21 protein-coding genes and 1 pseudogene are annotated in these 21,800 nt (G+C 42.8%); 3 read left to right on the forward strand and 19 right to left on the reverse strand.

The window, feature by feature from the left end:
• Positions 1–39: 39 nt before the first annotated feature.
• Positions 40–1,500: a glycosyl hydrolase family 18 protein gene (locus tag RZO55_RS22760; RefSeq protein WP_318066533.1), complete on the forward strand. Its 1,461-nt coding sequence runs from the start codon at positions 40–42 to the stop codon at positions 1,498–1,500.
• A 65-nt stretch (positions 1,501–1,565) separates the two neighbouring features.
• Here RZO55_RS22760 and RZO55_RS22765 read toward each other — a convergent pair whose 3' ends face one another.
• From RZO55_RS22765 to RZO55_RS22815, 11 genes are all read right to left on the reverse strand, one after another.
• Complete coding sequence (locus RZO55_RS22765; protein WP_318066534.1) at positions 1,566–3,206, reverse strand: ABC-F family ATP-binding cassette domain-containing protein; 1,641 nt, start codon at positions 3,204–3,206, stop codon at positions 1,566–1,568.
• A 172-nt stretch (positions 3,207–3,378) separates the two neighbouring features.
• On the reverse strand, positions 3,379–4,029 hold the full coding sequence (locus RZO55_RS22770; protein ID WP_318066535.1) for a hypothetical protein: 651 nt from the start codon (positions 4,027–4,029) through the stop codon (positions 3,379–3,381).
• Positions 4,030–4,121: 92 nt separating this feature from the next.
• Positions 4,122–4,886 carry an amino acid ABC transporter ATP-binding protein gene (locus RZO55_RS22775; protein ID WP_318066536.1) on the reverse strand — a complete coding sequence of 255 codons (765 nt, stop codon included), beginning with the start codon at positions 4,884–4,886 and terminating at the stop codon, positions 4,122–4,124.
• 11 nt (positions 4,887–4,897) lie between these two features.
• The gene (locus RZO55_RS22780) at positions 4,898–5,548 is read right to left on the reverse strand and encodes an amino acid ABC transporter permease (protein WP_318066537.1); all 651 of its coding nucleotides are present in this window, start codon (positions 5,546–5,548) and stop codon (positions 4,898–4,900) included.
• Positions 5,549–5,570: 22 nt separating this feature from the next.
• The gene (locus RZO55_RS22785) at positions 5,571–6,431 is read right to left on the reverse strand and encodes an amino acid ABC transporter substrate-binding protein (RefSeq protein WP_318066538.1); all 861 of its coding nucleotides are present in this window, start codon (positions 6,429–6,431) and stop codon (positions 5,571–5,573) included.
• 86 nt (positions 6,432–6,517) lie between these two features.
• The gene (locus RZO55_RS22790; protein WP_318066539.1) at positions 6,518–8,101 is read right to left on the reverse strand and encodes a hypothetical protein; all 1,584 of its coding nucleotides are present in this window, start codon (positions 8,099–8,101) and stop codon (positions 6,518–6,520) included.
• Between the two features lie 28 nt (positions 8,102–8,129).
• Entirely contained in the window at positions 8,130–9,419 is a 1,290-nt protein-coding gene (locus tag RZO55_RS22795; RefSeq protein WP_318066540.1) for a dihydroorotase, read from the reverse strand.
• Entirely contained in the window at positions 9,416–9,889 is a 474-nt protein-coding gene (locus RZO55_RS22800) for a threonine/serine exporter family protein (RefSeq protein WP_318066542.1), read from the reverse strand. Before RZO55_RS22800 ends, RZO55_RS22795 begins: the two co-directional genes overlap by 4 nt.
• Entirely contained in the window at positions 9,886–10,671 is a 786-nt protein-coding gene (locus RZO55_RS22805) for a threonine/serine exporter family protein (RefSeq protein WP_318066543.1), read from the reverse strand. The genes RZO55_RS22800 and RZO55_RS22805 overlap by 4 nt, the downstream gene beginning before the upstream one ends.
• Entirely contained in the window at positions 10,664–11,404 is a 741-nt protein-coding gene (locus RZO55_RS22810) for an MBL fold metallo-hydrolase (protein WP_318066544.1), read from the reverse strand. Before RZO55_RS22810 ends, RZO55_RS22805 begins: the two co-directional genes overlap by 8 nt.
• Positions 11,405–11,549: 145 nt before the next feature.
• Entirely contained in the window at positions 11,550–11,855 is a 306-nt protein-coding gene (locus tag RZO55_RS22815) for a hypothetical protein (protein WP_318066545.1), read from the reverse strand.
• A gap of 407 nt (positions 11,856–12,262) precedes the next feature.
• Between RZO55_RS22815 and RZO55_RS22820 the strand changes: the two genes are divergently transcribed.
• Positions 12,263–12,832, forward strand: coding sequence for a nitroreductase family protein (locus RZO55_RS22820; RefSeq protein ID WP_318066546.1), 570 nt, complete (start codon positions 12,263–12,265; stop codon positions 12,830–12,832).
• A gap of 54 nt (positions 12,833–12,886) precedes the next feature.
• On the opposite strand, the gene RZO55_RS22825 is transcribed toward RZO55_RS22820, so the two are convergent.
• The 8 genes and pseudogenes from RZO55_RS22825 to RZO55_RS22860 form a co-directional block, all read right to left on the reverse strand.
• Positions 12,887–13,267, reverse strand: coding sequence for a zinc ribbon domain-containing protein (locus tag RZO55_RS22825; RefSeq protein WP_318066547.1), 381 nt, complete (start codon positions 13,265–13,267; stop codon positions 12,887–12,889).
• 210 nt (positions 13,268–13,477) lie between these two features.
• Positions 13,478–13,690 (reverse strand): DUF378 domain-containing protein, encoded by a 213-nt coding sequence (locus RZO55_RS22830; RefSeq protein ID WP_170821385.1) that lies wholly within the window; start codon positions 13,688–13,690, stop codon positions 13,478–13,480.
• Between the two features lie 53 nt (positions 13,691–13,743).
• Positions 13,744–15,258, reverse strand: coding sequence for an ATP-binding protein (locus tag RZO55_RS22835; protein WP_318066548.1), 1,515 nt, complete (start codon positions 15,256–15,258; stop codon positions 13,744–13,746).
• A 17-nt stretch (positions 15,259–15,275) separates the two neighbouring features.
• Positions 15,276–16,595, reverse strand: a complete 1,320-nt coding sequence (locus RZO55_RS22840) for a vWA domain-containing protein (protein WP_318066549.1) — start codon at positions 16,593–16,595, stop codon at positions 15,276–15,278.
• Between the two features lie 31 nt (positions 16,596–16,626).
• Positions 16,627–17,598 carry a leucine-rich repeat protein gene (locus tag RZO55_RS22845; RefSeq protein WP_318066550.1) on the reverse strand — a complete coding sequence of 324 codons (972 nt, stop codon included), beginning with the start codon at positions 17,596–17,598 and terminating at the stop codon, positions 16,627–16,629.
• 155 nt (positions 17,599–17,753) lie between these two features.
• A complete protein-coding gene (gene larE, locus RZO55_RS22850; RefSeq protein WP_318066551.1) occupies positions 17,754–18,563 on the reverse strand; it encodes an ATP-dependent sacrificial sulfur transferase LarE in 810 nt (269 codons plus the stop codon).
• 463 nt (positions 18,564–19,026) lie between these two features.
• Positions 19,027–19,206, reverse strand: a pseudogene (locus RZO55_RS22855) (VOC family protein); the annotation flags it as partial.
• Positions 19,207–19,447: 241 nt separating this feature from the next.
• A complete protein-coding gene (locus RZO55_RS22860; protein WP_318066552.1) occupies positions 19,448–20,593 on the reverse strand; it encodes a glycosyl hydrolase family 18 protein in 1,146 nt (381 codons plus the stop codon).
• A 510-nt stretch (positions 20,594–21,103) separates the two neighbouring features.
• Between RZO55_RS22860 and RZO55_RS22865 the strand changes: the two genes are divergently transcribed.
• Positions 21,104–21,799: a response regulator transcription factor gene (locus RZO55_RS22865; RefSeq protein WP_318066553.1), complete on the forward strand. Its 696-nt coding sequence runs from the start codon at positions 21,104–21,106 to the stop codon at positions 21,797–21,799.
• Position 21,800: the final 1 nt, after the last annotated feature.

Consider the following 21,800-nt stretch of genomic DNA (forward strand, 5'->3'; position numbering starts at 1 on the left):
TTATACTTTATTCTATAATAAATTGTGAAGGAGAACACGATGAAAAGAAGTACGAGAAAGGCAACCATGTGGGCAATATCTGTATTTTTACTTTTTCTAATCAGCAGCTTCTGCAATGAAAAATCATTTGCAGCAAAGCCTGACAGAAGCGCTTCCCCACCACCACAAAATTTAAATGCGGGTAATATTACCGACACTTCAGTTACACTGACCTGGGAGGCTCCGGCAGGAAGTACCCGGGTGAGGGAATACCAGATTTATAAAAATAATACATATCTGGGTTCCACTTCCTCTGTTACATATGCCGTAAATGGTTTAACGCCGGCAACGACCTACCAGTTTTATGTGAAGGCAAAAGATAAAAGAAATGTGTCTTCCCCAAGTAATACGGTTACTGTAACCACTGCACAGCAGCCAGATTTACCTCCGGTAAACACTGAGACACCCTCTGGTAAAATGGTAGGATATTATGCTGCCTGGGAAGCATACAAGGGATACTGTCCTGACCAGATCGATGCCAGTAAGCTGACCCATATTAATTACGCCTTTGCCAACATCGGACCGGATTTAAAGCTTACGCTGGGATATCCGGATATAGATCCTAATAATATCAGACTTCTAAATGAATTGAAGCTTAAAAATCCCAATTTAAAAACGCTGATTTCCGTTGGTGGCTGGAACTGGTCCGGAAGATTCTCAGATGCAGCGCTGACCGACGCTTCCAGAAGTGCCTTTGCAGACAGCTGTGTAGATTTTATAGTCAAATATGGGTTTGACGGTGTGGATCTGGATTGGGAATATCCAGTAAGCGGAGGTCTTGTTACCAACAGCAGACGACCAGAGGATAAACAGAATTTCACCCTGCTGCTTCAGAAAATCCGTGAAAAGCTGGATGCCAGAGGAGCAATTGATCAGAAGCACTATCTGCTCACCATTGCCGGAGGAGCCGATGCTTCCTATGTGAAAAATGTGGAGCTGTCCGCACTGGCACAGTATCTGGATTATGCGAATATTATGACTTATGATTTACACGGAACCTGGGATCCTTATACGGATTTACTGGCACCACTTTATAATAATAATGATTACTCCCCTCAATATAAAACAAGTGTAGATTCTGCAGTCAGCACCTGGTTAAATGCAGCCTTTCCTGCAGATAAGCTGGTTATGGGAGTTCCTTTTTACGGATACCTGTATTCTTCCGTCAACAACTCAAATAACGGTTTATACCAGACATACGGCGGAGCCAACTCCATCAGCTACAAGGATATTAAGACCAACTATTTAAACAAAACTGGTTATACCAGATACTTTCACTCTCAATCAAAGGTTCCGTGGTTATTTAACGGTACAATCTTCATCAGTTATGAAGACCCGGAGTCCATTGCCTATAAAGCAGACTATATTAAATCCAGGAATTTAGGCGGCGCCATGATATGGGAACTGAGCCAGGATTCCAATAACGAGCTTCTTAACACCTTGTATAACGGATTAAAATAATATTATTATTAAAAGGCCGATGCGCTGCGGGTAAATACTTATCCGCAGCGCATCGGCCTGTCACTTTACTGGTTTTCACTCATCTCTTCTTCTGTCAGAGTAAATACCTGTCTCTTACGAGCCATCTCATCACTCTCCAGATACTCATCATAGGTAGTAATCTTATCGATCAGCTGACCTCCTACAATCTCCATAATACGGTTGGCAGTTGTCTGTACGATCTGATGGTCACGGGAGGAGAAAAGAAGCGCTCCCTGGAACTTCACCAGTCCGTTATTCAATGCTGTAATGGATTCCATGTCAAGGTGGTCCGTCGGTTCATCTAAAAGAAGAACATTCGCGCCGGAAATCATCAGTTTTGAAAGCATGCAGCGCACCTTCTCTCCACCGGATAATACTTTTACTTTCTTCACTCCGTCTTCTCCTGCAAAAAGCATACGTCCCAGGAAACCACGGACATAAGTAGCTTCCTTTTCAGGAGAGTACTGGGTCAGCCAGTCCACGATGGTATCATCGTTATCAAATTCTGCGGTGTTATCCTTGGGGAAGTAGCACTGAGTTGTGGTAAGCCCCCATTTATAATCACCTTCATCCGCTTCCATCTCACCGGAAAGAATCTTAAACAAGACGGTTTTCGCAAGCTCGTTGGGTCCTACAAAAGCCACCTTATCCTCTCTGGTTAAAGTAAAGGAAATATGATCAAGTACCTTTACCCCATCAATGGTCTTGGATAGATCATTAACAGTAAGAACCTCATTGCCAATCTCACGGGCCGGACGGAAATCGATATAGGGATATTTCCGGCTGGAAGGTTTGATGTCATCCAGCTCAATCTTTTCTAAGGCACGTTTTCTGGAAGTTGCCTGCTTGGATTTGGAAGCATTGGCTGAGAAACGCTGAATAAAGTCCTGCAGCTCCTTAATCTTTTCTTCCTTCTTCCTGTTGGCTTCCTTCATCTGTTTTACCATAAGCTGGCTTGATTCATACCAGAAATCATAGTTACCGGCATAAAGCTGGATCTTGCTGTAGTCGATGTCTGCTATATGGGTGCAGACCTTATTTAAAAAGTAACGGTCATGGGAAACCACGATTACCGTATTTTCAAAATTAATTAAGAACTCTTCCAACCATGCAATAGCATCTAAATCCAAATGGTTGGTCGGCTCGTCTAACAAAAGGATGTCTGGATTACCAAAAAGAGCCTGTGCAAGAAGCACTTTCACCTTCTGGGCACCGGTTAAATCCTTTATCAGTTTATAGTGTAAGTCGGTCTCAATTCCAAGGCCGTTTAAAAGGTTTGCAGCATCGGACTCCGCTTCCCAACCGTTCATGGTAGCGAATTCTCCCTCCAGATCTGCAGCCTTAATACCATCCTCATCTGTGAAGTCTTCCTTCATGTAGATGGCATCCTTTTCCTTCATAATCTCATATAATCTCACATTTCCCATGATAACCGTATCAAGAACCTGATACTCATCATATTTGAAATGGTCCTGTTTTAAGAAAGAAAGTCTCTGACCCGGTGTGATCACAATATCACCGCCGGTTGGCTCCAGTTCGCCGGAAAGAATTTTTAAGAACGTGGATTTACCGGCACCGTTGGCACCGATTAAGCCATAACAGTTACCTTCCGTAAACTTAATATTTACATCTTCAAACAATGCTTTTTTCCCAAGTCTTAATGTTACGCTATGTGCACTAATCATCTTAATTCCCTTTCTGAAATCTGGTTTTAATCCATATCATATGCTACGCCGAAATCATCAAAATAGGGGGCTTTTGGCCCCTGATCTGTCATCTCTCTTATTTTACATGAAAATCCCGAATTTGCAAGCCTTTTATCAAAAAAGCCCTGCCTATCCGGGATTTATGCATTGTTTACTTCGCTGCTTCCACCTTTAAAGGGAAGTTGGATTCACTTCCTGCATCATAGGTAACCGTTACATAGGTAACTTTTACCAAAGCACCGCTTCCATTGCTGTCATCACTGGCTTTTCCTAACACGCCCGACTCCAGCCCTTCGCAGTTATCTTTAATAAAACCCATCTCTTTTCCTGAATCTGAATTAATGGTAAAAGTACTCATAGCCTGATCCCTTACACTTCCGGTCACATCCTGTACTTCCATCTTATCCTGAGCATCCAGAACAAGAACGACTTTAGCATTGGCCGTATCAGAGCCTGAAATCTCTCCTTTATAGATGATGGAAACTTTCACATCCTGTTCCAGTGAATAAGAGGTTTCAACCATAACATCATTCAAATGGAAGGTAGCTTTTTCATCACCGTTCATGACAGTCATGGATTCCATATTATCAGCTACTTCCGTGACCTTAGCGGTCAATATCTTAAACTCTGCTGTACTTCCGGGCGCCTGCGCACTTGCCGCCGGAGAGGTATCATTCACGGTTGAAGTCTCTGTTTCTGTAACGGTACCGGCTGCGCTCTGGGTCTGCTCTGGTGATTTACCGCATGCGGTAAATAAAGCAGCTGCGCACACAGCTAATGCAATAAACAAAGTTTTTTTCATAAAGCATCCTCTTTTCTCTGTTTGCCATTTCCTATTATATCGCATATAGTATACCATCCGAATGTGAATAGTTTTTTTCTTTTTTCTTAATATTATAGAATATCCCCATACCTTCCAAGAAAGCTCTGTGTTCTTAAATTGTTTGACGCAAACACCTCATCCGGAGTCCCCTCCTCAACAATCACACCCTCTGCCATAAAAATCACCCGGTCAGAGATATCCCTGGCAAATGCCATCTCATGGGTGACAATTACCATGGCAATATGCAGATCTGCAAGGGATTTAATAACCTTAAGCACTTCACCGGTCAGCTCCGGGTCCAGTGCGGAAGTCGGCTCATCAAAAAAGAGTATTTTAGGATTTAAGGCAAGAGCTCTGGCAATTGCAACTCTCTGGCACTGCCCGCCTGACAGCTGGCAGGGATATGCATCTGCCTTATCCGCAAGCCCCATCTTCTGAAGGAGTCCTTTTGCCTCACTGACTGCCTCTTCTTTACTCCGCTTCTGAACATGAATTGGTGCATCAATAATATTATCCAGAACTGTCATATGAGGAAACAGATTAAAATTCTGAAAAACCAGACCATAATTTTTCTGTATCTCTCTCAGTTTTTCTTTCTTTGCATAGACAGAAGTCCCACCGCTTCCATTCCACGCAGCCTTCTCCCCCAGATAAAACAGTTCTCCTCCATCCATCTGTTCCAGCATGGTGGCGCACCGAAGCAGAGTAGACTTTCCGGAACCAGAAGGCCCGATGACAGAAAGAATCTCTCCCTCTTTCACAGCCAGAGAGATATCCCGAAGGACTCTCTGCTGGTTAAATGATTTTTCCACATGGTTCATTTCCAGTACGTACATCTCGCTTCCTCCTATTGGTAATAATTCATCCGTTTTTCTATGTACTCCATCAGCATGGCTACAACCAGGTTGAATACATAGTAGAAAAGACCTGCTGCCACAAAAGGAATCAGGCTTGTCTGGGAGGAGGCCAGCGCCTTTGCTACAGCAAACATCTCCAGTACACTGATGGTAAACGCAAGGGAGGTATCCTTTACCAGTGTAATTACCTCGTTGGTAATTGAAGGAAGAATCCGTTTTACTACCTGAGGAAAAATGATTCTGAAAAATGTCTGGTTCTTTGAATATCCCAGAAGCTTTGCCGCCTCATACTGTCCCGCAGGCATGGACTGTATGCCGCTTCTGTATATTTCTGCAAAGTAAGCTGCATAGTTAATAACAAATCCGATAAAAGCAGCCCAAAGACGGTAACCGTTCCCAACCTTTATTCCAAAAAGGTAATAAGGACCGAAATACACCACCATCAGCTGCAGCATCAGAGGGGTTCCTCTCATGACTGAAATATAGAATTTAACAATGGCCTCTATAACCCGGTTTTTTGACATCCTCCCAAAGGAGACCAGGAGTCCCAGAGGAAGAGAAAAGATAAGTGTCACCAGAAAGATCTGGATGCTGACCCACATTCCTCCTGCCAGTTGTGTAAGTATCTTTGTAAAAGCCATGATTGCCCTCCGTCAGTATCAATTATTTTCCTATTGTTGTTACATCTTTACCGAACCATTTTTCAGAAATTGTCTTTAATGTACCATCTGCTGCCATCGCTTCCAGCTGCTCCTGCACCTGATCTCTTAAGGCATCATTTCCCTTTTTAAATCCCACTCCGTATTCCTCTGCTGTAAGTGCTTCATCAAGGATAACAAAATCCGCCTTTCTCTGCTGGATCTGATAAGCTGCTACGATTTCATCCATTGCCACACAGTTTACTGCTCCCATTTCCAGATCCATAAAAGCTGTATTGTAATCCGGTGTAGTCTGAAGTGTCTGGAAGGTCTTGGTTAATGTGTCATCATCCTTTAATGCAGCCTCTGCAGATGAATCGGCCTGCACCTCCACTACCTTACCGGAAAGATCGGCAAGCGTTTTGATTCCGGAATCCTTTGCCACAACAAAGACCTGGCGGTTAGCCATGTAAGGCTTTGTCCAGGTGTAACCATCTTCTCTTCCATTAATGGTAAAGCCATTCCAGATACAGTCAATGTTTCCGCTCTCCAGTTCCATGTCCTTCGCATCCCAGGCAATTGGCTGGGGTTTGAACGTTTTACCCAGGCGGTCTGCCACCTCTTTGGCAAGGTCTAAATCAAATCCTGTATACTCACCATTATCTCCCACAAATCCCATAGGCGGGAAATCCTGATCAAATCCAACGGTAAATGTATCTTTGCCGGTGTCCGCAGCAGTTGTCTCCTCTGCTTTTTCAGTTGCTGCAGATGAAGATTCTGCTTTCTTTGTCTCTGCTGCTGCAGGCACTTCCTTTTTCACTCCACAGCCACTTAATAAAACCGCTGCTCCTAATAATGCAGCTGCCATAATCACGCTTTTTTTCATAACATAAATCCTCCTCGTAATTTTCATGTGTTACCATGGTAGCATAGTAAAGTGTTTCTGTAAAGAAGAAATTTATGTATAATCTGCTAAAGCCTCAGAAATGCTAAGATGAGAATCAGTATTACGAAAGCGGCCGCCCCTCCGGCCAGAAACACCGGACTAAAATCCCCTCCACTGCGCTCTGTATCAGTCTCCGGCTCCGCAAGCATTCCCCATGGGCTCAGTATCAAAACTCCCTGGGGCACCTCTTGGAAATTCCCGTTGCTTAAGAACTCTGAGAATTCATTCCAGTCCCGTTCAATTAATTTCCTGCCTTCCTTAAAATCCTCAACAGGGTTCCTTTTGCCTTTTGTAAAAAAAGGCTCTGGCTCTCTTGTATTTTCTGTGATTTCTTTTTTCTTTAAAAATTGCTGATAGGCAAAACGGAGGCCTTTATTGGCGGCCTCATTCACATCCGCTTTTGTCTGATATAAATTCATGATGTAATAAAAGATCTTGTATGCATCCTTTGTATCAAAAACTGGTTTTCTTCCAGCCGCTCCTGAATAGTTTTGTGATGACCCGGCTGCCATCTTCTGGATCCATTCATCAGTCAATCGGTCACCTGCTTCTCTTAAATCCATGGCTAGACCTTTTTCCAATCCCAGAGATGATACAGAAATCTGAGTTTTTATTGACATAAGCGCTGCTAAAAATCCCCAGAGTTCTTCGCTCTTTCCCGTCAGACCTGCAAGCTTAAACAGATTCCCTTCTCTGTTCAAATACGAAGCATAACGCTGAGCTGTCTCCAGATCTTTTATTTCATAAATCCTTCCGGTTTTCAGCGGAGAGAGAGTTAAACTGGCCCCGTGGTTCTTCCCCGCTTTCCCCTTTAAAGATACGCCTCTCTCCAGAATCATCAATGAGGTTTCTTTCATCAGGTTCTTAGCGTATCCTGGGTTATTTTTAATCGTACCCGCACCTGCCGGCTGGTAAATGATTCCCGTATTGGCCTCATTTTCGTTATCCGGGACCGGAGTCCTGATTCCACTTTCATTAACAGCCTCTGCTGATTTCCCCGTTAAATCTCTGACTCCGAACATCTGACTCAGCTCTGCCCCGTTTAAATTCTTTCCCATAACGCTGCGGCAGACCGCCGACCGCAATGCAGTGATGCTTTCAGCAGATCCATAATTCTTAAATAGAAGTTCAAGATCCCCAAGGCGGGATACCAATAATTTTTGCAGCAGCAAAGACAATTCCTGATTCAGCCTGTCTGCTTCTTCCCCTTCCTGGGTCCCATGGGTAAGAACTGCTAAGAGAAGCTCCTGATAAATTTTTGCCAGCCGGTTTAATTCCTCTGAAACAGGAATCGTTTCAGAAGGACACCAGTCTGTAATCTCTCGAAAAGCTTCATACCACTCTTCCTCATCCCACACATCAGAAGAATCACGTACGGAAGCAGTATCTCTGTCCGAACCTGACTGTTCTGGTTTATCCGATTTTTCTGATTGCTCTGCTTTTGCCTCTTCCTTTGTGGCCTGAGTCTGGGCAATGGCCTGGTTTAACAGAATCTCTCCTGTGATTATACCTTTCGGATTCAACTCTGTTATCTCACTCATATTACCCTCTGGCGTTCCTTCTGCTTTTAGATCCCCCGGAACGACTGGGTCCTGCAACCTGATTTCCATCTTTTATCCTTTTCTGGCGTATGTCTGATTAATCTTTTTCATCCTGATATACAATCTTTCCCTTGCAGATTGTGTATTTTACTTTTCCAAAAAGCTTCTTCCCTGTAAATGGAGTATTAGAAGACTTGGAAACGTATTCGCCTGCCGTCCATTCCTCGTTCGGATCAAAAATCACCAGATCCGCCATACCGCCTGATTTCAGCACGCCGCAGTCCAGTCTATATAATTTAGCCGGATTTATGCTCATCTTTTCCAATAACTGCATCATGGTTAAATGCCCCGGACGGACCAGCGCTGTCACTCCCAGCCCCAGTGCTGTTTCCAGACCAATAATTCCGCTGGGTGCCTCCAGGAGAGGTCTGTCTTTTTCTTCTGCACTGTGAGGCGCATGGTCCGTGGCGATGATATCAATACTTCCGTCTTTCAGACCTTCTATCACTGCTAAGCGGTCTGCCTCTGTCCGCAGCGGTGGGTTCATCTTCGCCAGACTTCCGTGGATAAGTACAGCTTCTTCTGTCAGAGTAAAATGATGGGGAGTTACCTCTGCATAAACATCTGCCCCGGAATCTCTAGCAAACCGGACCATGCCAACCGATGCAGCCGAACTGATATGCTGAATATTCACTGCAGCCCCGGTATGCAGGGCAAGCATGCAGTCTCTTGCCACAAGGCTGTCCTCAGCCTCTGCCGGAGATCCGTAAATACCGAGACGTTCTGAAACTTTTCCATGATTAATTCCGTTATTTTCAATTAATGCCGGATCCTCTTCATGAAAGCTTAAAGGAAGATTTAAACTGGCCGCCAGTTCCATGGCCTGTTTCACAAGACCAGAATCCATCAAAGGAATCCCGTCATCTGTGAAACCAGCTGCTCCATGGGATGCCAAATCCTTCATATCCGTCAGTTCACGCCCCTTCAGTCCTTTCGACACAGCTGCCGCATGAAGCACATGAATCCCAGTCTTTTCCCCTTCCTTTTTTACATATTCCAGAGTATCTGTATTGTCCACCGGAGGCTTCGTATTTGCCATACAGACAACGGTTGTAAAACCGCCTTTGGCAGCGGCTCTTGCACCTGTCTGTATGTCTTCTTTATAAGTAAGACCCGGATCGCGGAAATGAACATGTACGTCCACAAGTCCCGGTGCTGCAATCAGACCGGATGCATCAATCACCACATCTTCCTTTGATGCTGCTGCTCCTTCCGGACTCAGACCAGTTCCCATATCAACTATCTTTCCATTTTCTATGCAGATATCCATATCCTGTTCCGTCTGAGTTGCAGGATTGATTACATGAGCATTCTTAATCCATATCATCGTTTCGTTTTTCCTTTCTTTTCTGATGCCTGTCTGTCCTTTTTTGCTGCAAAGCGAAAGAATCCCTGAGGCAATTCAAAAACTAACACAATACCAAGCACAATTGCAACTGCAACCTTCAGGGCAAGAAACCCGGTATGCGCTGCAAGCGCAGTGTTATCGGTTACAATATAGTAAGCAGTCCAGTAGACTAATGCCCCGGGAACCAGGGGAAATATCCCGGATACCAGAAAGATGGTCACCGGGCAGTGCTTTCTGACTGCAAATGTTCTGGAAATCAGGATCACGGCAATGGTTGCAAACAGAGCAGCATTCGGCTCCGATAATTCTTTTACCAGCATACTGTATACAAACCAGCCGATTCCCCCAATGAAACCGCAATATGGGTAGTATAAGGCAGGTACCCCAAATAACAGGGCAAATGCAACCGTACCCAGGGCTGCAACTGCCATCTCAGGTATTGCTGTCACAGTAATACACCTCCTGTAAAGCGGTGAAGCAGGCCAAATACCAGCCCTACACCCATGGCAATGCAGAAAAACACCAACAGTGCGTCCAGCATACGGACAGAACCAGCAATATAGTCTCCGTCTGCAATGTCGCGTATGGCATTGGTAAATGCGACTCCAGGAATCAGCGGCATAATGGAACCGATAATCATGTAGTTTAAATGTTCTCCCACACGAAGCATATACAAAAGCGTGCACAGAGCCGTAACAAGTGCCCCCCCGCCGATATTTGCCACCAGCTTGGACAGATAGGGACCAGCGAGAAAGACTACATATCCGTAAAGCAAAACGCCGGAACAAAACGCTGCTGCCGCATCTTTCAAATTACCTCCGAACAAATAACAAAAGCAGGCGCTCCCCACTCCTGATGCCAGAATCTGCATCTTCTTTGATTTACCCGGCATCTGTTTAATCTGTTCCAGTTTTTCCATCACCTCTGCCGGAGTTAAGGATCCTGTTACAATTTCTCTGGAAAGCTGGTTGACAGCAGCCACCCGGTCTAAATGTGTTCCGCTCACCGGAATATGCTGAACCTTTGCAAATATCTCTTCTCTTTTGTTTCCTGCAGTTGTAAAAATCCCATTGCTGAGTACAAAGGAGCTGCAGGATTCAATTCCATAATGACGGCAGATCCGGTCCATGGTTTCTTCCACCCGGAAGATCTCAGCGCCATTTTCCAGAAGAATATGCCCGGCCATCATGGCTGCATCCAATACCTCACGATTCTGATTCTGCTCACTCATCGTTTGGAAGCTCCTGTCCCAGAATAAAAGGCTGCCCGTCTCTTTCGATCATCACTATCCTCTCCCGGTAAGGACCGGATACCTCCAGTTCCTTTAACCGTCCAATAACGGAAAAATCCCCCCAGCAGTGCATGGGAAATGCATACTGTACTTCTGCTTTTCTCATAAACTCATCAAATCCAAGATAAAAGGACTCCTCCTGTCTGGGATCCAGAGGAAGAAACGCTGCATCAATCTTAACCCCTGTCAGCCTGTCCACTTCCTGGGAATACTTCTTTGCCATACTCCGATTCCAGTCCTCTGGTTCCCCTTCCCATCTCCAGTTATTTAAATCCCCTGCATGGTAGAGGACTTTTCCATCCACGTTCACCAGAAAAGCAACTCCCTCATCCGTAGAGGCGAAGGTTGTAATCTCAAGCTCCGTACCAGCACCATGATTGTATGAGAGTCTGAGTTTTTCTCCTGGTTTTACAAATGTAACACAATCCTTTAATGCCTCATTGACCTTCCTTTTGGATATATCATTGGAAAGAACATAATGAACTTCTTTTAAGTCTTTTTGTAAATCAAAAATTTTTTCTGAAAAATGATCTCCGTGACGGTGGCTGGCGAAGATAAAAAGCGGCTTATCCGGATCAAGCTTGGGAATCGGTCCCTGAGTATAATCAAACAGCAGTACAGCAGAAGTCAGTTCTGCCAGAAATGCACTATGATGGACAAATGTGATTTTCATGAGAATCGGTCTCCTTTAATGACTATTTGGAAAAATTATATCACATACCATTCCGTTCTGCATAGCAGATGCGCGCAAAAAAGGCGGAGACATCTGTCCCCGCCCGCGGAAATTTCATTCCTTTTCAGCTGTAATTTCTATATAATTAGTTAGCAGCCTTTGTAGACTCTTCAGCTTCAGTAGTTACTTCTTCGCTGGAAGCTTCTTCAGAAGACTCTTCTGCAGATACTTCTTCCTTTGTTTCTTCTACAGACTCAGAAGATTCTTCAGATACTTCTTCTGTTGTAGCTTCTTCTGTTGTAACTTCTTCTGTTGCAGCTGCTTCTGTTGTAACTTCTGCTTCTGTTGCTGCAGTTGTTTCAGCAGTCTTTGTGCTTCCACATGCAGAGATAGCTGCCATGGTTAATACTGCTACGCCGGTAAGTACAAGTTTTTTTGTTGTTAATTTCATAATAATTCTCCTCCTTGCGGCTACCTATGTTTTTTATTAAATATGTATGCCGCTGTCTTTTTTATTAATTTCTCAAGACGAGACACAGTTTAACACCTTAAGAAAACAAAGTCAATGAATTCATTATGATTTTTTTCTTAATTAAAAACTGGTAAATTCTTAATTAAATTTACAAATGGCGATGATATGTCAAACAATTAATTATCTATTTGTGCTCTTGAGTTTTTTATATTCTATTTGTTTAAAATTTGTCCATTCGAAAATATGACCATTTTAAGCAGATAATTTGTTTTATTTTTGTGTTTTTTTACTAAATCTCTATCTTTTTTGTCCATTGCAGATGATATCTTTACCTGATATACTTTATTAATAAACACTTAAAACCAAAATATAAGGAGGAATCAAATATGTTAAAAGATCTTGTTACCGAGTGCCGTACATACCGCCGCTTCTATCAGGATACACCTATATCTGAAGCCGATCTGCTGGAACTCATTGATCTGGCCAGACTCACCGCATCAACTGCCAACTCTCAGGCTTTGAAATTCAAAATCAGCCGTACACCCGAGGAAAATGCCCTGATATTTGATACCCTGGGCTGGGCCGGAGCACTTCCGGACTGGGACGGACCGGAGGAAGGAGAACGTCCCTCTGCTTATATCGTAATACTCTGTGATTTGTCACTGGCTAAAAATAAACCCATTGACGACGGAATCGTGGCACAGACCATTATGCTCGGAGCTGTAGAAAAAGGCTACGGCGGCTGTATGCTGGGCAATGTCCAGAGAGGCCAGCTGGCCCAGGCTCTTGGCATCGATCCCGCCCTTTATTCTGTGGATCTTGTTCTGGCTCTTGGAAAGCCAAAGGAAGAGGTTGTTATTGTACCAGTAAAAGAAGATGGGGACGTCCACTATTACAGAGACGAAAATCAGGTCCATTATGTCCCCAAAAGAGCATTAAAAGATATTATCATCTGATTTTGTGTTAAGGCAGAAATACAGCCGGTCCGGAAATATTCCGGGACCGGCTGTTTATAATTTTTGTCCGCATTTGGGGCAGTAATCAAAATCCTCTGTTGTTTCATATCCGCAGTGGGAGCATTGCCTTTTGTTCCACTCCTGATTTCTTCTACCGGATTGGACAAGCGTTAAATCCTGCTCCTCAATTTCAACGGATTCTCTCCGGCTTAATTTCTTTCCCTTTTCAGGATTCAGCTCATAGACAGTATTACAACAGGACATCTGTACATAATAACGTCTGTTCCATTTTATAATGGGGATAAAAAATACGCTGAAATAACTATAGGTCATAAATACCTGATATCTGCCATAGCCTCCGCACATGGCGCAGATCACTGTCTTCGTATAATCCAGCATCTTTTTTCCCTGACTCATTCCGCATATAAAAAACATGGTTTCCTCCTGAAATTATTTCGCTCAGATCTTCTGCGATCCTGCCCCGAGTATACCATAAGCAATTTTTCTTTACAAGTGAGGGAAAACAAAAAAGACTTATACAGTTTCTGCATAAGCCTCTTATTTTATTGCATACCGGCATAGATGAAGGGCATTGCTTCATAGCTCACTATCGCCATGCCGCAACGCCCCCGTTTCCATCATTCACTATCTTTCCGTACTTGTTTCTTGATGACCATAAAAGGTAAGCAGATATAATCCGCAGATCCCTACCACGGCATACACGATTCTTGTCAGCCACGTCATGCTGCCGAAAATAAATGACACCAGGTTGAAATTGAAGAAACCTACCAGCCCCCAGTTTACTGCACCGATGATGGCAATTGTAAGAGCTGTATAATTTAATGCTTTGTTTCCCATGGCATTACCTCCTTTTCCCTTATATTATGGAGTAGCTTTTTGGTTTTTATACATTAATTTCCCAAACTCCTGATTCTTGATCTGATTTCATCTTCTTTGTCTTGAAATAATAGATTTTTATTATATTGATAGTACCGTTCGCATTCGTACTCTTTCAAAAATTTCATACTATAATATCCGTTATTTAATTCAGTAATAAACAGAACCATCTCCTGCCCTGCCACAAATGCAGCTTCCAGAAAATCAAAGGCATGCTCCAATGATTTACCGCTTTCAGTGAAAAGTACATCATAGCGGTCATTTTCATCCTGAAACAGCTTCCGGATCAGATTCCAGTCTTCTTCCTTGTCATCTTTACCAGATTTCTTTATGTTTTCTTCTATATTAAGCAGAAGTGCCTCCACATCCCGGTACAAAAAATCCTCCCGCCTGTTCAAAAGCCCTGCCTCCTGCTTTTTCCTTAAGGCTTCACTCCACTGGCTTCGTGTATTGTGTACGCGCTCCTCCATGGTAGCTGATGGATCAACATCTGTTTGCGGGTCAATCTTTTTTAATTCATCCATCAGAAGGCCGGTCCGGTCTCCCTGGTTGGCAACCGCTTTAAAATGCTGTCCAAGCCTGGATAAGAGAAGGCCTATTACATTCAGCTTCTCATCAAAGGGAGCACGGCTTAATTTATTACACAGACTTTCCCGGATTGTACCCGAAAGAATCTCATCAATCTGATAATCGTCCCGGTATTTATAGAAGAGTTCCAGATAATTGGCAAAATCTTTGGCAATCCTGGGAAACTGAATGTATTCTTCCACTACCTCCCGGTCCGGTTTCTTCCCCAGACGTTCGTAAATCTTGATAAAGCTGGATAAATCCTCCCAGCCTCTTGGTGTAGCAAAGAATTTCCCATCTACCGTCGTTTCGATCCGGCAGAAATTGTCCGTTTTAGTATTTAAATAAGAAATTACTGCCGGATGAACCTCATGCTCATAAGCATAGGCCTTCCATACATCATAATCAGCCTCTACATGAATGAGCTTGATTCTATCTAAGGTCACCACATCGAATTCCCTGACTGATTTGTTATATTCCGGAGGATTTCCTGCAGTTACAATGATCCAGCCTTCCGGAATGCGGTGGTTTCCAAAGGTCTTATATTGAAGGAACTGAAGCATGGTAGGTGCCAGCGTTTCCGAAACGCAGTTGATTTCATCAATAAAGAGAATTCCTTCTGACAGGCCTGTACTCTCTATCTTATTATAAACAGAAGCCACAATTTCACTCATGGTATATTCCGTTACGCGATATGTTCTGCCCCCAAATTCCTTATCCGTTATAAATGGGAGACCCACCGCACTCTGCCTGGTATGATGGGTAATGGTATAAGCCACTAATCCGATCTGGCACTCCCTGGCAATCTGCTCCATAATCTGTGTTTTCCCCACTCCGGGCGGTCCCATTAAAAATATGGGTCTCTGCCGCATTGCAGGAATCTCGTAGGTGCCATAATCATCTTTCAGTAAATAAGCTTCTATGCTGTTTTTAATCTCTTCTTTTGCTCGTTTTATATTCATCGTTATTCATTCTCCTGTCATTTTACTTCCAGATCTTCCCTGGTCAATATGACCTTCATGGCCCAGCCAGGAACTGATATGTCCTCATACTGATCTTCCATAAACACAAATGCTGTTTCATATGGAGGCATTTTTACGGGATAGATACCTTTCCCATCAGTAAAATACAACAATCCGCGAAGTTTTTTAAAGACTCCCCGATTAATAAGTCCATTTACATATTCAAATGCAGGCCTGAAATCGGTTCCACCAAATCCGGAAAGAGTGAAATGCTCCATATAATCTTCCATCTCTTCTCTGCTTGTAATGGCTTCATCTGATCGGATCTGATCATCACACTGTATGATATGAATATTAATCTTTCGAAAATAGCTCTCTGTTTCACGGAGAACTTCATAGGTTTCCTCTAAAAAGCTGCGGACCAGATCACCGGAAACCGACATGGAGGTATCTATCACGATCACAAAATCTTCGATTTTAAAAACCTCTCTTGTCTCAAGAGGCTCAATCAAAGGCATATTTTTGTAGAGTGACAGACCATAAGTATAAAATATGGAATCAAATGAATCCGGATCAATCTCCGCTTCTTCTTTCAGAACTGCAAATTTCCTCAAAAACCGTTTATAATCATACCGTTCCCGGTTTTCTATCTTTACCTGTTCCAGAAACTCTCTGGATGAATCATCTTCCTTTTCACCGAAGGCTTCCACCTCTGTTTCCATCTTCTCCCTGATATTCTGCCACTTGTTCTGGCGCTCTATCTTAAGGCGGGGATCTTCCTCCTGTTCCCATTTATTATGACTGTCCACATAAAATTCTGTCTCCATCCGGCGGAGTGTATCCTCAGCCAGATCCATTTCCATAAGGGTATGGTAAATTCCTTCTGCCGTAAGTACAGAAAGCCTGGTACCCATCTGTCCGTATATTTCACGCCGGTACGGGGACTGATGACGGTAAACCGATTTCACATAAAAGCTGTCCAAAATAGACTCTGACGCAATGTCACAGGCCAGATCCCAATACCGCTTTTGCCGTCTTCCCATAGAACCCAGATGCCAGAACAAACAATGGAAAAGCATATGAAGATAAGCCCTGTTTATTGAAACACGGCCTCTTTGAAAAAGAGAAAATAAATACTCCGGCTGATAATAGATAACATAACCGTCCGTGCTAAGCCCAATACCTGACCGTTCTGCTTCAAACCCAAAGCTGCTTAACGCCACATCCAGATAGCGGAAATTCAAATACAGCTCATTTCTGGCATTATCCAGAATTTCATGTCCAAGTTCCACTTCATTCAGCTCATCAAGCTGACGCTGTCTTACCGGATCAATCATATGATACACCTTCTTTCCTTGTAACTGCAACCTATAAAGAAAACGTCCGTTTTTTCACAGGAAAACGCACATGTCTTAAATCCATTAATGGGCTTAAAAGCTCTGTACAGTTCTTTTCCGATGCCAGGTCAATCAAAAGGTCAAATTCCGCCTGCTCCCTGCAATACTCCGATGCCAGCCAGAGAAACAGTTCATTATCTTTCAGCGCTGCTTCTCCTGCTGCCACTAAATGCTCCCGGAGATAACTTTCATAGATTCTGCGGTCATCAGGCAGCAGATTCAGGGGAGTATAAAGTCTTCCCATAGCAAGAGCACAAACCAGCCGGTCTGATTCCTGAACGCGGACATGGGGAAACAATGCATCGTATTTATGAAACTGAAATTCTGTCTGATCAAAGCAATAACGGTACATATGCCCGCACCCATGCATCTCCCTAAATACAATCCGGGCTGGTGTATGTTCCACTGATTCCTCATACATTTCAGGGAAAATAAGCCTGGCAGCTTTGTCCCGGACATAATAGTTTACATAAAGTTCCTGCCGAAGTTCCGATACGATTCCCTGCATGCAGGAACGGCTTCCATCTACAATATGAATATCCAGATTCTTTATTTTTGAGCACCCGGTAAAGAGCCCGGAACCTAAGTCAATGATAGAACTAGAACATTCCAGATGATTTAACTCAAAGCAGTTATAAAAAGCATAATTCCCAATTTTTCTAATGGAGGCCGGGAGATATAAATCCAGCAAACGTTCACAGATCACCTCAGGCGGGAGATCTTTTTCGTCATAGGATGCCTGATTACCCTCTTCATTACACATTTGAACGTTATTTCCAGCTAAAGAAAGCATCTCCCGCCTTCCCTCTCCATTTGAAAAAACATACTCTGCCAGCTCTGTCACCGGCAGTTCACCAACCTTCTCAGGGATACGTACAGTTCCACCATACCCTCTGCATGCTAAAATACGCACCTGTTCATTTACAATCTGATATAAAAACATGTTAATCCCTCTTCAATTAATCGTTTAACAAATCAATATAACAGAAAAATAAAAGAAAATCAACTGCCTGATATTATTTACAATATTTTATACACAATGCAAAGGAGAATCTGCAGAAAATAATAACTTTATCCTGCCGATTCTCCTTATTCATATCATTCATTCAGCGTCAGATTCATGCTCCCCATTCGGTAACCATCTAAATCAAGCGTTACGTATGAAAAACCAATCCGGTGAAGCTCCGCCGTTATTACACTTTTTTGAGGTTCTGTTATAAGCTGGGAAATCTGATCAGGAAGCACTTCAATCCTGGCAATTGTACCATGGATTCTGACTCTCACCTGATGAAAGCCCAGATCCAGTAAAAGCTGCTCCGCCTTGTCCACCATTGACAGCTTTTCTTTTGATATTGTCTCGCCATAGACAAACCGGCTTGACAGACAGGCAAATGACTGTTTATTCCAGGTATGTAACCCCAGACCCCTGGACAGCTCCCTGATTTCCTCCTTATTCAGTTTAGCATAGCGCAGCGGGCTGTGCACTCCCAGTTCTGCTACCGCTTTTAATCCTGGGCGGTAATCCCCGTTATCATCCAGATTGGATCCCTCCGCAACCTGTTTTATCCCATGTTTCACCGCCACTTCCGCAACCTTTTCAAACAGCTCATGCTTGCATAAATAACACCTGTTTTTCGGATTGCTGCTAAAGCCTTCAATATCCAGTTCTTCACTGTCTACAATAAAATGCCGGATTCCTTCTGACTTGCAGAACTGAATTGCCTCATTCAGTTCCCTCTCTGGAAAGGAACAGGATTTTGCTGTCACTGCAATCACCTGATCTCCGAGTACTTCGTGTGCTGTTTTTAATAGAAAAGTTGAATCCACCCCTGAAGAAAAAGCAACTGCCAGGCTGCCCAGATCGGATATATAAGCCCTCAGTTTCTGATTTTTTCCCTGAATATTCATATAGTCTCCTTATGCCACACTTAATTAATATGTTTATAGGAATTATATCAATTGAGAGGAACGGTGTCAATTCATCTGGTACTTTATTTTCACAAATTCTTCACAGAACCATCATTTTCTTGTCACACTTTTCCAGTATATTAATAATCACAAAGAGGTCAACAGCCTTTTCATATAAATACTTTTTCATACATCAGCCGGTAGGATCCGCCAATCTTACCGGCTCCTCCCCTTTATTACCAATTGCTGCTTTTTAATCCATTCTTTCTATATTTCAACGCTTCCCCAATGGTGTTAAAATAAAGTTGTTCAAAAAAATATAAGTAAAAGAGGGAGGTAATTAATTATGTATTTTGATTATAGTTCATGCAGTTTCAGTGATTTATTAGAATTAATTTCCCAGTTTTGCAAATAGTTCGTTCTTATGGGGTTCAGCCATTTTGGCTGAACCTTATTCAGTTACTTATTGATTAAATGAACCTATTTCAATTAAATTTCCTTCCGGGTCTGCAATATAGCAGGTACGCTGTCCCCATTCCTCCGTTGTCGGTTTTAAAACAGGGGAGGCTCCTTTTGATACTACCTCTTGAAACGCCAGATCAACTGCAGCATAATTCTCCACACTCAGCGCAATTTCGTAATGTTTTCATATCTCACAAACCTCCTGTTTTTTTACCATTATACTGTATTAAACAGGACATCTGTCTGTCATAATAAAAATAAGGTTATTGTATTTCACAAATTCTTCACAGTAATATCATACTACCATCACAATTGTACCGTATATTGATACTTGTAAAGAAGTCAATAACCTTTCATTATATACTTTTTTTCATACTTAAGCCGGCAGAGCCCCCCCCTGCCGGCTTCCTTCCTATTATATTCTAATCTCCAACCTTCCTGGCCTCAAACATCTGACTGAGTAAAAGCCAGTTAGCCCGGAAGAACTGCATAATCTGCCAGTACCCGGCACCCGTTAATCCATATTCTTTAATAAGGTCGAATTTAGCCTTATAACTTCTCACATCCTCAAACCAGACTTCGTGCTCAATCCCAAACTTCCAATAATGGAAAAATGGAGACATGGCCTCTTCATCAAACTGAATTTCCACACCATTTTCAATGGCAATCTGAACCGCTTCCAGATTACTTATGGTTTCCGCTCTAGTCACTCCCCGCTCATATGGCAGCGGCCAGTCATAGCCGTAATTTGGGATTCCAAGGCTGATTTTGTATAATGGAATTTCTGTTATCGCGTAATCGACCACTTTTCTAACCATGTTGATTGGTGCAACTGCCATGGGGGGGCCGTATGTATACCCCCATTCATAAGTCATTAATAAGACTCTGTTGGCCGCTTCCCCAAGTAACCCGTAATCCACGCCCTCATATAAAAGTCCACTCTGTGTCGCTGATGTCTTAGGGGCCAGTGCTACAGTTACCTGGTAACCAAACTGATTCATGATCTGTGTGGTCCGTTTCACAAATTCAGCATATGCCTGCCGGTCATCTGCCATAATGTACTCAAAGTCAATATCAAGGCCACCAAACCGCTTCTCCTGCATAATCTGCCCCAGGTTCCATATCAGACGCTGCTGTATCTGCGGATTATGCACCAGGTTTGTTACCAGATTATTATTAAACCTGCCATCCGGGCCAAAAGGCGTTAAAGTCAGAACTGGACGCACTCCCGCTTCCAGGGCCCGGTCAATCATCCACTCGTCAGAGCTCAACGGGGGAACCAGCTCTCCTTCTAGCGTAAACCCATAGGAAAAAACGTAAAGATCGGTGAGAAATGGAAGAGTCTGATCCAGATTATCCGGATTTATGAAAGGATATGCATAACCAAACACGTAAAGAGGAATCCTGTCCTCAGGAGGACCGTCTCCCCTTATATAAAGTGCCTGACCTACAGCCAGGCGGTATGGAGGATATATCTGATTGTCATAAGTTAATGCTTCTACCGGAACGTTCTGGGACGCGGCAATGGAATCTACACTGTCTCCCGGCTGTACTACATATATTTTCATAGCAGCACCCTTTTAACTGAATTGGTAAAGCATATGAAAAATCTGCCGGAAACATGATAAAAACCGGGCTATTTTCCGTTTCTTTACAAAAAAATGATCATAAATTTGTTTACTGTTCTGGCTCTGCATTGTTATACTAATCTTAAATCAGAAAGGCGGTATTTAAAATGATTAATTTTTTTCAATGGACTCAGTTAACGTCCGTATATGATTCAGTTGATAAAAACAAAATACAGGAAATTCTTACTATAAATAACATCATATACAAAATAAAAGTAAAAGACTTATCAGTTAGAAATCCATTTGACTATCGCTATGCAGGAATCGGTACCAATAAACTAAAATTATCTTACACATTTTATGTAAAGAAGCAAGATCTTGAATTTGCTTTTCATTTATTGAAGTAATACCTATTAAATTCCTATAAATTTAAACAGTAAAAAAGTCAGAAAAAAGTAATATGCTTTTTAACTGCCTTCGTTGTATAATATTGAAAAAGGAGGTTTTCAAATGCAAAAAATTTTAGTATGTGACGATGACAAGCAGATTGTCGAAGCAATTGATATATATTTAACCGGAGAAGGATTTCATGTAATCAAAGCTTATGACGGTTTTGAAGCTCTGGAGCTTCTGAATGAGAATGAAGTGGATTTAATGATACTGGATGTTATGATGCCGGGACTTGATGGAATCCGTACCACATTAAAGGTGCGGGAAACCAGCAGCATTCCCATCATTATTCTATCCGCCAAATCTGAAGACACCGATAAAATTCTGGGTCTGAATATTGGAGCGGACGACTATATTACAAAGCCATTTAACCCCCTGGAGCTTGTTGCCAGAGTCAAATCACAGCTTCGCCGTTACACCCAGCTGGGGAACATGAATCAGCAGCCAGCCGGTCAGATCTACAAATGCGGCGGACTTGCTATCAATGATGATAATAAGGAAGTCACAGTTGATGAAGAAGTCATTAAACTGACTCCCATTGAATATAACATTCTTATGCTCCTTGTTAAAAATGCAGGAAAGGTATTCTCCATTGATGAGATATATGAACAGATCTGGAATGAAGAGGCCATTGGAGCCGACAACACCGTTGCCGTTCATATCCGCCATATCCGGGAGAAAATCGAAATCAATCCCAGAGAGCCACGGTATCTAAAGGTAGTCTGGGGCGTAGGTTATAAGATCGAAAAGCAATAGG

The organism is Clostridium boliviensis (genome assembly GCF_033342255.1).
GTDB classification, from domain to species: Bacteria; Bacillota; Clostridia; order Lachnospirales; family Lachnospiraceae; genus Lacrimispora; species Lacrimispora boliviensis.

Coding starts and splice junctions, on each gene's coding strand:
- RZO55_RS22765 (WP_318066534.1), bottom strand. CDS start 3,206: ATGATTAGTGCACATAGCGTAACATTAAGACTTGGGAAAAAAGCATTG.
- RZO55_RS22820 (WP_318066546.1), top strand. CDS start 12,263: ATGTTAAAAGATCTTGTTACCGAGTGCCGTACATACCGCCGCTTCTAT.
- RZO55_RS22865 (WP_318066553.1), top strand. CDS start 21,104: ATGCAAAAAATTTTAGTATGTGACGATGACAAGCAGATTGTCGAAGCA.
- RZO55_RS22775 (WP_318066536.1), bottom strand. CDS start 4,886: ATGTACGTACTGGAAATGAACCATGTGGAAAAATCATTTAACCAGCAG.
- RZO55_RS22815 (WP_318066545.1), bottom strand. CDS start 11,855: ATGAAATTAACAACAAAAAAACTTGTACTTACCGGCGTAGCAGTATTA.
- RZO55_RS22770 (WP_318066535.1), bottom strand. CDS start 4,029: ATGAAAAAAACTTTGTTTATTGCATTAGCTGTGTGCGCAGCTGCTTTA.
- RZO55_RS22825 (WP_318066547.1), bottom strand. CDS start 13,267: ATGTTTTTTATATGCGGAATGAGTCAGGGAAAAAAGATGCTGGATTAT.
- RZO55_RS22845 (WP_318066550.1), bottom strand. CDS start 17,598: ATGTTTTTATATCAGATTGTAAATGAACAGGTGCGTATTTTAGCATGC.
- RZO55_RS22830 (WP_170821385.1), bottom strand. CDS start 13,690: ATGGGAAACAAAGCATTAAATTATACAGCTCTTACAATTGCCATCATC.
- RZO55_RS22760 (WP_318066533.1), top strand. CDS start 40: ATGAAAAGAAGTACGAGAAAGGCAACCATGTGGGCAATATCTGTATTT.
- RZO55_RS22790 (WP_318066539.1), bottom strand. CDS start 8,101: ATGGAAATCAGGTTGCAGGACCCAGTCGTTCCGGGGGATCTAAAAGCA.
- RZO55_RS22805 (WP_318066543.1), bottom strand. CDS start 10,671: ATGAGTGAGCAGAATCAGAATCGTGAGGTATTGGATGCAGCCATGATG.
- RZO55_RS22780 (WP_318066537.1), bottom strand. CDS start 5,548: ATGGCTTTTACAAAGATACTTACACAACTGGCAGGAGGAATGTGGGTC.
- larE (WP_318066551.1), bottom strand. CDS start 18,563: ATGAATATTCAGGGAAAAAATCAGAAACTGAGGGCTTATATATCCGAT.
- RZO55_RS22795 (WP_318066540.1), bottom strand. CDS start 9,419: ATGATATGGATTAAGAATGCTCATGTAATCAATCCTGCAACTCAGACG.
- RZO55_RS22840 (WP_318066549.1), bottom strand. CDS start 16,595: ATGATTGATCCGGTAAGACAGCGTCAGCTTGATGAGCTGAATGAAGTG.
- RZO55_RS22835 (WP_318066548.1), bottom strand. CDS start 15,258: ATGAATATAAAACGAGCAAAAGAAGAGATTAAAAACAGCATAGAAGCT.
- RZO55_RS22810 (WP_318066544.1), bottom strand. CDS start 11,404: ATGAAAATCACATTTGTCCATCATAGTGCATTTCTGGCAGAACTGACT.
- RZO55_RS22860 (WP_318066552.1), bottom strand. CDS start 20,593: ATGAAAATATATGTAGTACAGCCGGGAGACAGTGTAGATTCCATTGCC.
- RZO55_RS22785 (WP_318066538.1), bottom strand. CDS start 6,431: ATGAAAAAAAGCGTGATTATGGCAGCTGCATTATTAGGAGCAGCGGTT.